At 65.9% G+C, this 16,519-nt stretch carries 9 protein-coding genes; 3 read left to right on the plus strand and 6 right to left on the minus strand.

Annotation, left to right across the window (positions count from 1 at the left end; all coding sequences use genetic code 11):
• Positions 1-59: 59 nt before the first annotated feature.
• From FJV43_RS24210 to FJV43_RS24225, 4 genes are all read right to left on the minus strand, one after another.
• A complete protein-coding gene (locus FJV43_RS24210) occupies positions 60-1,046 on the minus strand; it encodes an LLM class flavin-dependent oxidoreductase (RefSeq protein WP_239621602.1) in 987 nt (328 codons plus the stop codon).
• Positions 1,043-1,774, minus strand: coding sequence for a 4'-phosphopantetheinyl transferase superfamily protein (locus FJV43_RS24215; protein ID WP_239621603.1), 732 nt, complete (start codon positions 1,772-1,774; stop codon positions 1,043-1,045). Before FJV43_RS24215 ends, FJV43_RS24210 begins: the two co-directional genes overlap by 4 nt.
• Positions 1,775-2,075: 301 nt before the next feature.
• On the minus strand, positions 2,076-2,246 hold the full coding sequence (locus FJV43_RS24220) for a hypothetical protein (RefSeq protein WP_162832039.1): 171 nt from the start codon (positions 2,244-2,246) through the stop codon (positions 2,076-2,078).
• 139 nt (positions 2,247-2,385) lie between these two features.
• Positions 2,386-8,829: a non-ribosomal peptide synthetase gene (locus FJV43_RS24225; protein WP_239621604.1), complete on the minus strand. Its 6,444-nt coding sequence runs from the start codon at positions 8,827-8,829 to the stop codon at positions 2,386-2,388.
• 136 nt (positions 8,830-8,965) lie between these two features.
• Here FJV43_RS24225 and FJV43_RS24230 point away from each other — a divergent pair, with 136 nt between their 5' ends.
• The 3 genes from FJV43_RS24230 (at position 8,966) to FJV43_RS24240 (ending at position 14,278) form a co-directional block, all read left to right on the plus strand.
• Positions 8,966-12,430: an AAA family ATPase gene (locus tag FJV43_RS24230; RefSeq protein ID WP_239621605.1), complete on the plus strand. Its 3,465-nt coding sequence runs from the start codon at positions 8,966-8,968 to the stop codon at positions 12,428-12,430.
• Position 12,431: 1 nt separating this feature from the next.
• Positions 12,432-13,226 (plus strand): rRNA adenine N-6-methyltransferase family protein, encoded by a 795-nt coding sequence (locus FJV43_RS24235; RefSeq protein ID WP_239621606.1) that lies wholly within the window; start codon positions 12,432-12,434, stop codon positions 13,224-13,226.
• 95 nt (positions 13,227-13,321) lie between these two features.
• Positions 13,322-14,278, plus strand: coding sequence for a DUF6492 family protein (locus FJV43_RS24240; protein ID WP_239621607.1), 957 nt, complete (start codon positions 13,322-13,324; stop codon positions 14,276-14,278).
• Positions 14,279-14,332: 54 nt separating this feature from the next.
• Here the strand turns inward: FJV43_RS24240 and FJV43_RS24245 are convergent, their stop codons facing one another.
• Entirely contained in the window at positions 14,333-15,400 is a 1,068-nt protein-coding gene (locus FJV43_RS24245) for an endo-1,4-beta-xylanase (protein ID WP_239621608.1), read from the minus strand.
• The gene (locus tag FJV43_RS24250) at positions 15,397-16,485 is read right to left on the minus strand and encodes a glycosyltransferase family 1 protein (RefSeq protein ID WP_239621609.1); all 1,089 of its coding nucleotides are present in this window, start codon (positions 16,483-16,485) and stop codon (positions 15,397-15,399) included. Before FJV43_RS24250 ends, FJV43_RS24245 begins: the two co-directional genes overlap by 4 nt.
• Positions 16,486-16,519: the final 34 nt, after the last annotated feature.

Raw genomic sequence — 16,519 nt, forward strand, 5'->3', positions numbered from 1 at the left:
TCTCCCGCTTGCGGGAGAGGTGAACGAGCCGCATCCGCAATCGGTTCAACCTAAAGCAATTAGATATCGAACATCCCGCTCGCCGCGAGCGCCTTGCGGACGTGCTGCATCTCGGACTCCTCGGCGACCATGTCGAGCATGATCGTGGTCAGGCCTTTCGCCGAAAACTGCTTCAGCCTCGCGCCGATCTCTTCGTAGCTGCCGACGAGATACGGGCAGTCGGCCTGGAAGGTCAGGAACGGCAGCAGCCAGTAGCCGTTGTCCTGAAGCTCTCCGCTTTGCCCCTCATGGAGCCGGCGCCTCCACACGGAGTCGCTGTTCTCCACCGTGAGCGCGAGCAGCTCGCGATCATCTTGATTGTCGCGGAAGCGCGCCTTTGCGGCCTGCCGGGCCTCGTCGCGGTCCGCGCGCGCGAAAATTCCAAAGTTCATGCCTGCTGCGTCGAGCCCGCGATCGAGGTCGGGCGGCAGCATCTGCATCTTGATGCAGCCGGTCTCCTCTGCGACGCACCGGGCCGCCTCGGATTGGCCGGCGATCAGGAACTCCGGCATCAGCTCCGCGGGCAGGTGCGGACGAAGTTGCAGATTGCTGGCGCGGTAGAACCGGCCCGCGAAATTGACAGGTCGCGGGCTTGCCAGCAACTGGCGCATCAGCGTGGCGTATTCGCCGAGCCGAACGTAGCGATCGGCATGCGACTGGTCGTCGCCCAGCCCCTCCAAGTCGCTGACCGCCGTTCCCGTGATCATGTTGAGATAGACCTTACGGCCGTAGAGCTGCGCGAAGGACGAAACGAATTTCGCGGCGGTGAACGGGTGCATGTAGAGCGGATTGACGGCGATCAGCGGCGAGCTCCGCGTCGTCTCTGCCATGATGTGCTGGGCCATCGCCCAGGGCTCGACGAACACGTCATTGCCTTCGAACAGCAGGATGCCTTCGAAGCCGTTGCGGTCGGCGAACCGGGCCACCCGCATCAGCTCGCCGATATAGGCCTTGGGATCGCGGTTGCGTGAAATCGCCGGAAAGACACGCAGCCGCGGCGGCATCATTCAGCCGCTTGCTGGAGCGGCCAGGCATGGCGGCTGATGGGAAGGCCGCCGTCCGCACGGGAGCCGTCGGCGATCGCAAGGCGATGCGAGGGCGATGGCGAGCATAGCGAGAAGCGCCAGCCGTCCGGATCGTCGGCGATGTCGGGCTTGAAGCTGATCTCGATGGCCTCGCGCGACACCTGCATCGCGAAGGCGTCGAGCGGCAAATTGAGTCCAAAGCCTCTCGCCTTCAGATAGGCCTCCTTGAGCGTCCAATAGTCGAAGAAGCGCTCGATGGCCGCGGGCTCGGGCAGTCCGCGCAGCGTTTCGACCTCCTCCGGCGCAAAGAAGCGGAGCGCGGTGGACAGCGGGGCGACGCGCCGGGACACGGTTTCGACGTCGACCCCGACCGCCTCATGCCGCGACACCACGCAGGCAACGCATCCGTCGGCATGCGACAGGCTGAAATGCAGCGCGGTCGAGCTGACCGGCGCTGCGACAAACGGCCGCCCATAGCGGCCCGCGGCAAAGGACCAGTCGGAGGGCGCGACGTTGCGCGCGACCTGCGATAGTGCGAGGCGCAACATGGCGTGTGCGAAGATGTATTGCCGCCGGTGCCGCTCGAACATGAAGCGATCGGCCCGGGCTCGTTCGTCGACCGAGAGCAGACGCCGGCACGCCTCGACCGCGCCCGGCCTGTCAATGGCCTCGATCAGCCCGACAAAGAGTTCAATTCTGTCGTCCGCCATCACTTGGGCCCATGACGTCAGGCGAGGCCAAATCCCCGGTCCTGACGGAAGATTCAACTGAGCAAGAATCACCAGGAGGACCGTTCCTAATGGCCCACCCAGGCGAATTCTTGTCGATTTGCAGGCCGGTTTACAGGCGCAAGCTTGTGCGAGACCCCAACTCGACCAGCGAGCGGCCTACGACCGAATACTAAAGGCCGAAAACTAAAGACCGAAAGTCAAAGACTGAAATCCAAGGTCCGAAAACTGAAGCTCGAACGTTGAAGTCTGAAGATTGCTGCGGCGTCCCGGCCGGCGAATTTTACTTCTTTTTCTTCTTGGTCTTCTTCGACCCACCCAGCATCGAAAGGCTGGCGTCGACGTCCTTCAGCGCGGATTGCAGCTTCTTCTTCTCGTTGGTCAGCAGCTTCTGGAGGGCCTTGCGGTCCTTGTCGCTCAACGAGGTGCCCTTGGTAAATTTGATGAAACCCATAACACTCCCCCGGTTGAAAATAATCGTCCAAATCGAAGCGTGGGAATAATCTTGCGCGGCGACGCCAAATAATCAAGACGCAACTTGATCATTCACAGCCTCGGCGCGTGAATCCGTACTTGTCCGCGACGCAACCCGCTCAGGCTGCCCTGCGTGCGAGTAACCGGCCGAGCGGTGTGTTGGGCTGCGCGACGGCCGCCGTCAGCAGCGCGACGAGATCGTCCATCCACTCGCCGACCGTTCGGCCCTCGAGCAACTCGCGCTTGTAGTTGCATGAGCCGGTGATGCCGGTCGGCCGCTCCTTGAGCATCAGCGACAGCCGGGTCTGGTCGATCGGCAGCACCGGCTGGCCTTCGCGCGCGATGTTGCCGATCGATCCTGTCGCGAGATCCGGCAGATCGAGCGGCTGGCGCAGCGGATTCTGCAGCGTGAAATAGACCTGGAGCAGCGAGGCCGGATCGATCCCCTCCTGCTCCAGATGGTCGGCCAGGATGCTGAACGGCAGCTCCTGCCGCCCATGCGCGTCGAGCACGCTCTGGCGCACCCGCATCAGGGCCTGTGCGAACGACAGCTCCGGCGTGATCGTCGTACGGACGATCACCGTGTTCTCGAACGGGCCGATGATGCGGTCGGTGTCCGGCTGGGCCCGATTGGCCATGGCGGTCGCGACCGCGATGTCGGTGCGGCCCGTCCGCGCCAGCAGCATGCCCTTCAGGCCGGTGAGCAGGCACATGAACAGCGTGCAATTGTGCCGGCCGGCGAACGCCGTGAGCCGGCCGACCAGTTCACGCTCGACGTTGACCGGATGGTGCCCGGTGGAGGCGCCCGGGCGCGCTTCGCCGTCGAAGACCGGGCCCGCTCCGCGCAAATTCTCCGTCCAGTCGGACGCCTGGCGGCGGGCGGCGTCGGTATCACACCACCAGCGCTGCCAGCGTGCGACAGCCGAATAAGCCGCCGGCGGCTTCGGCAGCGGCACCGACGGATATCCGGCGAGCGCCGCATACCGGCTCGACAATTCCTCGAACAGCACGCCGATCGACCAGCCGTCGACAACGGCATGATGCAGCGTCAGCAAGAGCACGTGGTCGTCGTCGTGGAGCCGCAACAACCGGGCGCGCAGCAGCGGCGCGCGCGTGGTGTCGATCGGGGTATGGGTCTCCTGCTCGATCAGGAGATTGATCTTCCTGAGTTCGAGCGCCCTGCGCCGCTTGTTGTTGTGGGGCTGACCGTCGCCGATCGTCTCGACGGTCATGACGGGGCCAAGGGCGCGAGGCGCGACGATGCGGCTTTCGGGCTCCTCGCCGTTCCAGGTGAACGCGGTCCGCAGCGATTCGTGCCGGCGCACGACATCATCGATCGCCTTTGCCAGGGCGGCTGGATCGAGCGGGCCCCGCAGACGGAAGGCGAAGGGCAGGTTGAACAACGGCAACTCCGGCAGATTCCGCTCGATCCGCAGCATCTGGTCCTGCGCGATGGAAAGCGCGGGAGGCCCGCTCGCAGCCAATCGCGGCATGCTTGCGGCAGGCTTGTGCGGCTTTGCCGCCACGGCCTCGTCGACCCGCCGAGCGAGCTCCTCGATCGTCGGTGCCTCGAAGATGGTCTTGATCGGCAGCGACACGCCAAGCGCGCGGGCAATGCGCGCCATCGCCTGGCCAGCCAGCAGCGAATGGCCGCCGAGATCGAAGAAATTGTCGGTCACACCGATGCTCTCGAGCTTCAGCAGGTCGATCCAGATGTCTGAGAGCACCTTTTCGGTGAAGCGCCGCGCCGGCACGACCGCGTCCGGCCCGGACGTCTCCTGCTGGACGGGCGCCAGCAGCGCGGAGCGGTCGATCTTGCCATGGGCGTTGAGCGGCACCTGATCCAGGAACAGGAAGGCCGACGGGATGGCGTGGGCCGACAGCCTGGCTTTGAGGAATTCGCGCAGCTCGCTGGCGCTGCTCCGGCTGCCGGGCTTTGCGACGATATGGGCGATCAGCCTGATATCGCCGCTCGTCTCGCGGCGCGGCTCGACGATGCCGGCGCGCACGCCTGGATGATCGGCAAGCGCGTTCTCGATCTCCTTGAGCTCGATACGATGGCCACGGATCTTGACCTGATGGTCGGCACGGCCGAGGCATTCGATCGTCCCGTCGGCGCGGCGCCTGGCAAGATCGCCCGTCCGGTAGAGCCGGCTGCCTTGCTGGCGCGAGAACGGATCGGGGATGAAGCGCTGCCGGCTTTGCGCGGGATCGTTGACATAGAAGCGGCCGACGCCGGCACCGCCGATGCAGAGCTCGCCGGTCACGCCGATCGGCTGCGGCTGGAGGTTTGCGTCGAGCACGTAGAGCTGGGTGTTCGGCAGCGGCGCGCCGACCGGAACGTTGCCGGTCGCGATCGCCGGAGCCTTGGTCAGGCGATGCAGGGAGACGTCGTCGGAACATTCCGACGCGCCATAGGCATTGATCAGTGGCACTCCTGGACAGCGGGCGAACCAGGCGCGGCAAAGCTCGACGGGCAATGGCTCTCCGGTCGAGATCAGGAGCCGCAATTCAGAGAAGGCACGCAACACCGGCACTTCGTCCAGGCGATCGAGAATGACGCGCAGCAGCGAAGGCACGATCTCGAGCACGGTGATGCCCTCACGCTCGATCTCCCGCGCCAGCAGGATCGGGTCCCGCACGATCGCGTCGCCGCAGACATGCACGCGCGCGCCGACCATCGGCCCGGCGAGGAATTGCCAGACCGAGATGACGAAGCTCTGCGGCGCGGTCTGCGCGATCACGTCGCTGGCGGAGAGGTCGAGCTCGGAGATGAGCGAAGCGAGGTGGTTCGACAGGCCGCGCTGCTCGATCATGACGCCCTTCGGCGCGCCGGAGGAGCCGGACGTATAGACGAGATAGGCGAGGCTGGAGGCGGCCCGCGGTGCGGCGCGAGCCGGCTTGGTCACCCCCGAGGCAATCGCGTCTTCGAGCGCGGCCACCTGCATGCGTTCGACCAGCGGCTCGAGCAGTGCCTCGACCATGGGGAACTGAGCCCGTCCGGTCAGCAGCACGCGGGCACAGCTCGATCCGAGCATGGTCGTGAGCCGGGCCGTCGGCTGGTCGGGATCGAGATTGAGGAAGGCCGCGCCGACGCGCTGCACCGCGATCATCGCGGCGAGCAGGTCGGGCCCGCGCTCCGCGAGCAAGGCGACGACGCTCTCGGCGCCGATACCCTCACGGGCCAGCCAGCGCGCGGCTGCCAGGCTGCGGTGCGCCAGCTCGCGATAGCTCAGGGACGTGCGGCCGTCCGACACCGCAATAGCGTTCGGCGTCTTCCTCGCCTGGCGCTCGAAGCGTTCGCTCAAATTGCCGCGCGTGGTGAAATTGGCCGGCACGCCCCGGCCTTTCGCCAGCAACAGCCGGCGTTCGGCCTCGGTCAGCAGCGGCAGGCGCGAGATGCGCTGTTCCGGATTGGCGATGATGGCCTTGAGCAACGTCCTGAGCTGGGCGGCCATGCCTGCGATCGTCGCGGCGTCGAACAGATCGGTGGCGTATTCGAAGAACCCGCTGAAGCGGCCATCGGCCTCGACCAGTTCGAGCGTAATGTCGAAGCGCGCCACTTTCGGATCGATTTCCAGCCGCCGTGCCGACAGGCCGGGAAAGCGTGCCGCCTCGATCGAGGCGTTCTGGAGGATGAACATGATCCGGAACAGCGGATTGCCGTCGCTGCGGCGCGCGATCTGGAGCGTGCGCAACACCTCCTCGATCGGGAGGTCCTGGTTGCGGTAGGCGTCCAACGTGACCTGTCGCACCCGCCGCAACATCTCGCCGAAGCTCGGATCGCCGCTGAAATCGTTGCGCAGGACCAGGGTGTTGGCGAACAGCCCGATCAGGCGTTCGCTCTCGATCTGGTTGCGGTTGGCGATCAGCGAGCCGGTCGCGACATCCTCATGCGAGGTGTGACGGAACAACAGGCACTGGAAGGCCGCCAGCAGCGTCATGAACGGTGTGACGCCCTGGCTCTGGCTCAGTGCGCGCAGATCGCCCGACAGCGTCTTGGAAAATTCGAGATAGTGGCGCGCGCCGTGACCGCTCCAGACCTCCGGCCTGGGCCGGTCCGTTCGCAGCGGCAGCGTGGTGACGCCGTTGAGCTGGGTCCTCCAATAATCGAGCTGCTCCTTCGCCGCCGGCGTCTGCGCCCAGCTCTGCTGCCAGAGCGCGAAGTCGCGATACTGGAAGGCAGGCGGAGGCAGCGCGGCCGGGTGCTTCCTGCGCGCCGCGGCGTAGTGGACGGCGAGCTCCTCCCAGAACAGCCGCTGCGACCAGCCGTCGGTGACGAGATGATGGACGTTGACCAACAGCGCATGGCTGTTCCCGTCGAACGACAGCAACGTGACCTTCAGCGGCGGCTCGTGAGCCAGGTCGAACGGATATTGCGCGAGCTTGAGCGCCTCGCGCCGGACAACCGCGAGCCGCTTGCCGGCAGGGCAGGGCTTGAGCTTGACGCGCGCGAGTTGCGGCGGCGATGACAGCACAAGCTGCACCGGCTCCGCCCGACGTTCGATGAAGATTGTGCGCAGCGTCTCATGGCGTGTGCACATCGCAGTGAGGCTCGCAGAGAGCGCGGCGACGTCGACCGGGCCGTCGAAGAGCGCAACTTCGACGACATTGTAATTGTAGCGGGTCGGGTCGAGCCGCGAGAGGACGTACATCCGCTGCTGCTGGAACGACAGCGGTGCGTCTGCGCCCGTAGTGTGGCGCCAGGCCGGCAGCGCCGCCTCGCGCCGGCTTGCGGCGGTTTCGATCCGGGCCGCAAGTGCTGCGACCGTGGTGCAATCGAAGATGTCCTCGAACGAGAACTCGACATTGAAGCGTTCGCGCAGGCGCGAGCGCATCTGCGTCACCGCGAGCGAGTCCGCGCCGAGCGCGAAGACGTCCTGGTCGGCGCCGAGCTGCGGCAGCTCCAACAGACCAGCCCAGATTTCGGCGAGCTGGGTCTCCATCGCATTGCGCGGCAGCCGGGTCTCGTCACGGCCGTCCACTGCCGCAATCAGTCCGGCCAGCGCACCGCGTTTGACCTTGCCGCTGGCGCCTTTCGGCAGTGCCGCGACGCTGCGGATCAGGCTCGGTACCTTGTAGGCTGCGAGCCGCTGTCGTGCGAACTGGCGCAACTGATCGGAAGTGGCCTCGGAATTCGGCCGCAGCACCACGACGCCGGCGACGTTCTCGCCGAGCTTCGGGTGCGGCACGGCAAACACGCCGGCCTCCAGCACCGTCGGGTGGCTGAGCAGAACTTCTTCCACTTCCAGCGGCGAGATCTTCTGCCCACCGCGGTTGATGACGTCCTTGATGCGGCCGACGATGAAAAGATAGCCGCCGGCATCGAGATAGCCGAGATCGCCGGTCCGGAACCAGCCATTGCGGAACGCAGCCTGCGTCGCCGCCTCGTCATTATAATAGCCGCGGCTCATGTTGGGCCCGCGCAGCATGATCTCGCCGCGCGCGCCGCTTGCAAGCGTGCGGCCCGTCTCGTCCATGATCGCGATTTCGGGGCCGGCGGCGCGGCCAACCGATCCGATCTTGCGCAGCTCGAACGGATTGGCCGCGATCTGCGAGGCCGCTTCCGTCATCCCGTAGGTCTCCAGCACGGGAACGCCGAACGTCGCCTCCAGCCCTCGAAGAATCGCAGGCGCGAGCGAGGCCGAGGCCGAGCGGATCACGCGCAGCGACGACGGTCGGGCACGGTCCGGGTTCGCTTCCGCCGCCGTCAGCAATGCGCGATGAATGGTCGGCACCGCCGTGTACCAGGTCGGTTGCAGCTCCCGCATCCAGCCGAAGAAGGACGAAGAATCGAAGCCGTCGGTGCAGATCACGCTGGAGCCAGCGGCCAGCGCCGTGAGAAGGCCGGAGATCAAGCCATGGGCATGAAACAGCGGGAGGACGTTGAGCAGGCGATCGCGCGACGTGAGCGACAGCACATGGCCGGCATTGTAAGCGGACAGGCAGACATTGCGATGCGTCAGCGGCACCATCTTCGGCCGCGCCGCCGTGCCTGACGTCAACAGGATGAACGCATCGTCGTCCCCGCGCGAGGGACCACTGGTGCTTGCCGGCCCGACCGGCGGGCCGATGAACGCGCAACCGCCGAGATCGTCTTTCGGCCCCGGCACGAAATCGATCACCGCGATATCGAGCGCCCTGGCGACGTCGCGGCTTGCCGAATTCATGTCGGCCCGGGTCACGAGCGCCGCCAACTTCAGTTCGCTGAAATAGCGTTGCAGCTCGTCCGCCGTCAGATCCGGACTGACGGGGATGCATACGGCGGCCGACGCGACCGCGATCAATGCCAACGCGCTGTCGGCGCCACGCGGCAGTGCAACTGCAATGCGGTCCGCAGGCGCGATGCCGAGCCCGCGTAGCGTGCCGATCAGATCCTGCGTCCGGTCGGCCAAGGCGCGGTAGGTGAGAACCGGCCGGCCAGGGGCGAGGAGTGCGGCCGCCGCCGGCGTCCTGCGCGCGTAGAATTCGAGAAGGCCGCTGATATGCGCGAATATCTTCGTTTCGGCCGTGGCACCGGCTGATCCTTCGTCTGCTCCGGATGCAATGTCCGACAACGCCATTCCCTTTTGATCCGATTGGGCTATTCTTCCAAAAAGTTGGGGAACGCGTCCAGTCTGAGGTGAAGTTTGAGCCCCAAAATCTGTGGTTGAGGGGCCCCAGAGCCCTTCGACGGAGTGATGGTCGGGCAGAATCACCATGCTGGAGAATGAGCCGGGCACGGGGACGGAAGGCGAGCTGAAGCGCTGGCTCGACGGTATCGGCCTCGGTCACTACACCGATCTCTTCGCGCAGCACCGTCTCGATCTCGACGTGATCGGGGACCTGACCGAATCCGACCTGGTCGACCTCGGACTGCCGCTCGGCGATCGCAAGCGGATCCAGCGGGCGATGGCGGCGCTGTTTCAAGCGGAAACGGCGGAGGCGCCAACCGAGGCGGTGCGTCCGCAAGCACGGGCGGAGGTCGGAGCCGAACGGCGCCAGCTCACCACGATGTTCTGCGACATGGTGGATTCCACCTCGCTGTCCGCGCAGTTCGATCCCGAAGACGTCCGCGACATGATTGCGGGCTTCCGCGAAACCTGCGTTCGCGTGGTCAAGCATTACGAGGGCTTTGCCGCCCGTTTCGTCGGCGACGGTATCCTGGTCTATTTCGGCTATCCGACCGCACATGAGGACGATGCCGAGCGCGCGGTGCGCGCCGGGCTCGAGATCGTGCGGGTGCTGTCGACGGCGCACGTGGTCGAGCAGCGCGGTGCGCTCAGCCATTCACCCGCCGTCCGTATCGGGATCGCGACCGGCCTCGTCGTGGTCGGCGACCTCGTCGGCCAGGGCACCGAAGAACGCGACTCCGCGGTCGGCGAAACCGTCAATCTCGCTGCGCGCCTGCAGGCCCTGGCGCCGCCCAATGGCGTGGTGATCTCGGCCTCGACGCAGTCGCTGCTGAAGGGGAAGTTCGACTACCGCAATCTCGGCGTCCATGTCCTGAAGGGTATCCCCGAGAAGGCACAGGCCTGGCACGTGGTGCGCGCCTCGCGGGTGGAGACCCGCTTCGCCGCCGCCAGGGGCTCGCGGTTGACGCCGCTCGTCAACCGCGAGGAGGAGATCGCGCTGTTGATGGGGCGCTGGCAGCAGGCCAAGGACGGCGACGGCCAGGTCGTGGTCAAGTTCGGCGAGCCCGGCATCGGCAAGTCGCGCATCATCCAGGAAATCTTCGAGCGGATATCGGGCGACCGCCATGGACAAGTCTCGCTCCAATGCTCGCCTTACTACACCTCCACGGCGTTCCATCCGTTCGTCGACCAGCTCAAATTCTCCCTCGGCCTCGATCGCGAGGAGTCGTCCGCGCTGTCGCTGGCGAGCCTCGAGACCGCGATCGCCGCCGCTCATGGCGACATCGAGCAGGTCATGCCGCTGTTTGCCGCGCTGCTGTCGATACCGACCGGAGACCGCTATCCGCCGCTCGAACTGTCGCCGCGGCAGCAGAAGGATGCGACCGTCGTGGCGCTGGTCAATCATTTCCTCGGCCTTGCGCGCGAGATGCCGCTGGTGATCGCGTTCGAGGACTTGCACTGGATCGACCCGACGTCCCGCGAGGTGATCGACCTTCTGGTCGACCGGGTGCAGAACCGGCCGATCCTGGTCATCATCACCGCGCGCTCCGAATTCCAGCCGAGCTGGAGCGCGCATTCGCACATCACCACCGTGGTCCTGAACCGCCTGAGCCGGCAATTGCGCACGACGCTGGTCGAGCGCGTTGCGGGACGCGAGCTGCCCAAGGAGGTCGTCGAGGAGATCATCGTCAAGACCGACGGCGTGCCGCTGTTCTTGGAGGAGCTGACCAAGACGGTTCTCGAATCCGACCTCCTGACCGAGCGGCACGGGCGCTATGTGCTGTCCGGGCCGTGGCGGCAGCTAGCAATCCCGGCAACCCTGACCGACTCGCTGATGGCGCGGCTCGACCGGATGGGACCGTTCAAGCGGATCGCGCAGATCGGCGCCACGATAGGTCGCGAGTTCTCCTACGAGACGCTGCGCGCCGTCGCCAACACGCCGGCCGAGCAGATCGTGGCGGCACTCAACCATCTGGAGGACGCGGGGCTGATCATGCGCCGCGGCCACCCACCGGACGCGATCTACTCCTTCAAGCACGTGATGATCCAGAACGCCGCGCATGCGAGCCTGTTGCACAGCGAGCGGCGCAAGCTGCATTCCCGGATCGTCCAGGTGCTTTCCGAAATGTATCCGGAGAAGTCCGAGCGCGAGCCGGAGCTGCTCGCCCATCACCTGACCGAATCCGGCCAGAGCGAGGGCGCCGCCAGCTTTTGGCTCAAGGCCGGCAAGCAGGCGGCGAGGAGCGGCGCCAATCTGGAGGCGATCGGCCATCTGCGCCGCGGCCTCAGCGTCGTGCACGCCAGCGCGGGCATACCGGGGGCCGACGAGATGGAGCTCGAGCTGCGCATCGCACTGGGCAATTCGCTGATTGCCGCCAAGGGCTATGCGGTGCAGGAAGTCGAGGAAAACTACATCCGCGCGCTGGAGCTCGGCCATCAGCTTGATGACGACGAAAAGGTCTTCGCAGCCACTCGCGGACTCTGGGTGTGCCATTTCATCCGCGCCGATCTCACCCGCGCGCACGATCTCAGCGTCGAGCTGTTGAGATTCGCCAAGCGGCAGCGGCTGAGCGAGCGTTCGCAGCCGGCGCAGCAGACCGGGTATCTGATCGAGGCGCACCGTTCGATCGCGATGACCATGCTCTATCGCGGCCGCTTTGCCGCCTCGCAGCATCATTTGCACCGCTGTATCAATCTCTACAGCCCCGATTTGCACTCCGACCTGATGGAGCGGCACGGCACCGATCCCGGCGTCGTCTCGCTGTCCTATCTCGGCTATCTCCTCTGGTTCCTCGGCCGGCCCGACGCGGCGCGCCAGCACAGCGAGCAGGCGATCGCCAATGCCGAGAAGATCCGCCATCCCTTCACGCTCGCCTTCGCGCTCGTGTTCGGCGCCTATCTCTGCCAGCATTTGCGCGACGTCGAGGGTACGCGCGACCACGCCAACCGCGCCATGATCATCGCCAGCGAGCACAATTTCCTGCACTGGAAGCAGCAGGCGACGATCCTGCGTGGCTGGGCGCTGACGCAGCTCGGCGAGGCCGACGAAGGCCTCAGCCAGATGCGCTTCGGCCTCGACGAGTACGAGGCGATGGATTCCTGGCTCGCCGGCTGCTGGTTCCGCTGCCTGCTCGCGGAAGCCTACGCCAAGGTCGGGATGCGCGATGCCGCCTTGCGCGCGCTGGACGGCGCGCTCGCAACCGCGCGGCGGACCGGTGATCATTCCTACCTCGCCGAGGTCTATCGCCTTCAAGGCGAGATCACCCTGTCGGATGGCGATCCCGCCTCGGTGCGGGAGGCCGAGGACCTGTTCGCCCAGTCGCTGGCGACCGCGCGCAAGCAGGGTGCGTTGTCCTGGGAGCTTCGCACCGCCGTCAGCCTCGCGCGCCTGTCGCTGGAAGCCGGCAAGCGCGAGCACGCAAGTCTCCTGCTCGCGCCGGTCGTGGGCAAGTTCAGCGAGGGTTTTTACACACCGGACCTGAAGCAGGCGATGCAGCTCGTGACCGAGCTCGGGACCGACACGCCCGCGCGCGAACAGGCCGATCTGTGACATGCGCGATCTTGCCGCCGCGCGTGCGCGCTACGTGGAGCGGATTGCCAGGCGCGAGCGGATTTCCTCGCCCCGCCTGCTCGAGGCGCTCGCCACTGTTCCGCGCGAGGATTTTCTGCCGAGGGGGCCCTGGCGCATCAAGAGCGAGGGGGCGCGCAGCTACCGGCTGACGCCCGACGCGGATCCCGTTCATCTCTACGACAATGTGCTGGTCGCGATCGACGCCCGCCGCAAGCTCGACACCGGCTTGCCGAGCCTGTGGGCGCATCTCATCGACATTCTCGACGTCAGGGAGAAGGACCGCGTCGTGCAGATCGGCTGCGGACTTGGCTATTTCTCCGCGGTGCTGTCGAAGATGGTCGCTCCAAGGGGCAGCGTACGTGCGGTCGAATGCGACGAGCGGCTCGCGGCCCGAGCGGCGAGCCACCTGCGCGGATATCGCAACGTCACGGTCGTCAACGGCGACGGATGCAAGGACGTCGGCGAGCCCGCCGATGTGATCATCGTGCATGCCGGCTTCCCGCAGCCGCACCCGCTCTGGCTCCAGTCGCTCCGTCCGCGCGGCCGTCTTCTGGTGCCGCTGACGCAGCGGGATCGCGAAGGCGCCGCGCTCAGGATCACGCGCAAGGGCAGGGGGTTTGAAGCTGAGGCGATCCAGCAGATCCGGATCTTTCCCGGCCGGGGCCGCGGCACGACCGCCCTCGACGACCGCGTCGCCGACTGGTGGCAGCGAGCATCAGCCCTGGCACCGCTGCGCTTTCGCAGCCTCGCGCAGGGGCTGCCGGCGGATGGCTAATGCTTCGTTTCATTTTACCCTGATTGCGATCGCAGGTTTCCAACGCCCCACATTGCCGCTATGAGTGCGGCCTGACTGCCATTCGAGCGCGCGCCATGCATTCCGTTGCCCTGCTGACTGCCAGCTACGCCAAGGATATCGAGCGCTTTTCGCTGCTCAGCGAGAGCATCGATACCTGGCTCTCGGGATACACGCGGCATTATGTTCTCGTTAACGATGAGGACGTTCCGCTGTTCGCGCGGTTCGCCTCCGACAGGCGGGTCATCGTTCCGGCCTCGCGCTACCTGCCGAAATGGCTGTTCGCGGTGCCGCCGGCCCTCCAGTTCCTCAGCAACCGGCGTGTCTGGCTCTCGCTGCTGTCGTCACCCGTGCATGGCTGGCACATCCAGCAGATCCTGAAGATCGCCGGGGTCCTCAATGCGCCCGAGCAGCGCGTCTGCATCCTGGATTCGGACAATCTGTTCTTCCGCGAATTCGACGTCGGCCTATATGCCGGCGGTGAGAAGACGCCGCTCTTCGTCACCCGCAGGGCGATCGGCGCGGATCACCCGGTGCATGGCGTGTGGCTCCGCACCATCGATCAGCTTCTGGGTATGAAGGAACGCTCGTTCCCGGCGGACGATTATGTCGGCAACGCGCTGGTCTGGGACAAGGGCACCGCGCGTGCGATGACCGACGCCATCAAGTCGGCGACGGGCCTCAGCTGGGCGCTGGCGCTGTGCCGGAAGAAGAAGTTCTCGGAATATCTGCTGTACGGCAATTTCGTCGCCAATTCGCCTGAGCATCTGGCGGCCCATCGCGTCACGGAAGACAGCATCGCGGTCTCGCACTGGGACGATACGCCGCTCGACCGCCCGGCGATCGAGGCCATGATGCGCACGGCCTCGCCTGAGCAGGTCGCGCTTTGCATCCAGTCCTATTCGTCGACCTCGATCGACGACATCCGCGACGTGTTCCGCCTCTCTTCGCGCGACCGTCGCAGTCCGAGCCTGGCTCCCGACCATATGGGCGAGGCTGCCGCGTTCGAAGTGCCCAAGACGCGCCAGAGCTGAAGTCTGCAAGCTGTTGATCCCGGGTTACCTCTCCCCGATGGGAGAGGTGAAGCCTCAGGCGTCCTTCGTAAACCTGCTGATGACGTCCATGAACGGCTTCGGCTTGAACTCGCCGTCGAGCGGCAGCGGGCGGTTCGGCTGCTTGTCCTTGCGGGCGAAGGTGCCGTTGATCCAGCTGTAGCGGTCCGAGATGCCCCAGGTCAGGATCGAGCGCACCGGGCCGCTGGTCGAGATCGCCGTCAGCAGGTCGTCGACGCGCTTGGCGACGATGGCGTCGCGCTCTGCCGGATTGCCCGCCAGCTTCTGGTCGTCGACGTCGAGCTCGGTGACCAGCACCTCGAGTCCCCAGGAACGCAGCTCGGCCACGAACTCGGCGAGCCCGTGCGTGTCGATTTCGAGCTCGGCGTGCAGATGCGATTGCAGGCCCACGGCGTGGAGCGGAACGCCCTGGTCGAGCAGGTCCATGATGAGGTTGCGATAGGCCGCCCGCTTGGCGATGAACGAGTCCTTTGCCGACTCGATGTCGTATTCGTTGATCGCGAGCTTGACGAAGGGATCCGCCGCAGCTGCCGTGCGGAACGCCAACGGAATCCAGCCTTGACCCAGATGCTGCGTCCAGAACGTGTCACGCCGATCCTTCGGACTGCGGGGATTGTCCGGAATCGGCTCGTTCACGACGTCCCACGACGTCAGCTTGTCCTTGTAGTAGGAGACGACGGTGCCGATGTGATCGCGATACGCGCGCTCGACGCCCTTGGAATCCTTGATCTGCTTGGTCCAGTCCGGAATGTCGTGATACCAGGCGAGCGCGTGGCCGCGCATCGTCAGGTCGTTGTCTCGCGCGAAATCCAGGATCGCGTCGGCGCGTTCGAAGGCGAACGTATGCGCGTCCGGCCGCAGCATCGGCCATTTCAGCTCGAGCACCGGCACCACCTGAGTGCAATAGGTGCTGATGGCCTCGCCAAGCCTGGGATCGGCTTGCAGGTCCCAGAGCGTCGCCGCAGCGCCATAGCCCGGCCGGCGCTGGGCGCGTTTCGATGCCGGTACTGCGGACGCGGATGAGCCCGCCGCGAGGGCCGCGGCGCTGCCGAGGAGAAATTCGCGTCTGTCGAGCCCGGTCACGCGTGACGCTGGATCGCCGCTTCCGCGATCTCGTAATAGTGAAGCGCGCCCTTCTCGAGCGTCAGGTGGTCCAGCACATAGTCGCGCGGCGCGAAGTCCCCCGCACCGACGCGCGACCAGAAGCCGTCCCAGCTGGCGGTGAATCCGCTCGCATCGGTGAAGGTCATGCCACAGCGCCCGTCGAAATAGGGCACCGAGGACACGTCGCCTTCGAACCTCACCTTGTCCGGGAAATATTTCGGATCCTGCCACGGCCCGCCGCGATCCCAGGCAAAGACGGGAACGCCGCTCGACAGCGCCTGCTGGCAGGCGATGCCCTGGCTTTCGTGCTCGCAGAGGAAGACCATGCTGCGGCAACGCGCCAGCGCGGCCTTGTAATCGTCTTCCTTGTAGTGCCCGTAGCGGATCACTTCGACGGTACGTCCGCCTGCCTCGAGATGCCTGCGGATCGGCTCGATCAGCTCTCGCTCGTACCGTCCCTGATCCCAGCGGACCTTGTCGTAGAGCAGCACGTCGACGCTCTTCCGATCCGCCGGCGCGGGTGTCCAGAGATCGGTCTCGATTCCGACCGGCCAGGCGCCGACGTGGGGCCAGTGCGGACGGAACATGTCGGCATACCAGGCGCACGGCACCAGCACGCGCCTCACATCGAGATCCTTCAGGCTCTCCGGCGCATCGATCGGGTGGTCATACATTGCGACGCCGAGCAGGAGCGGGTTCTTCCACTTGAACCAGTCGAGCACGAACGGCCGGCCGATGATGCAGGCCAGTTCCTCGGGGTGCTTTTGGATGTAGCGATAGTCGTTGACGCGGTAGCGGATGCCGAGCCGATCGAGGCCTGCGCACAGATTGAGCAGGACGCGCCGCTGGCCGCTGACGAAGGACTTGCCCAGCAGCAAGCGTCGCAGCAGCGGTCGGAGATGGCGGTCGCCGGGAAACCAGCGGTCGTCCCGTTCTTCGAAAAAGAGGTTGAGGACCATCCCGTCGCGGCCTCCTGCGCCGACATCCGAAGGAACCGCAGGCACGTTGGTGCCGCGACGCGGCAGCGAGGCCGGTTTCACCCGGGTTGGTTCGGCAACGTCCATGTCTGTCACATCAGCGCATCGGAGGAGTCGAGCG

Origin of the sequence: Bradyrhizobium sp. I71 (genome assembly GCF_022354745.1) — a bacterium.
Lineage (GTDB): Bacteria > Pseudomonadota > Alphaproteobacteria > Rhizobiales > Xanthobacteraceae > Bradyrhizobium > Bradyrhizobium liaoningense.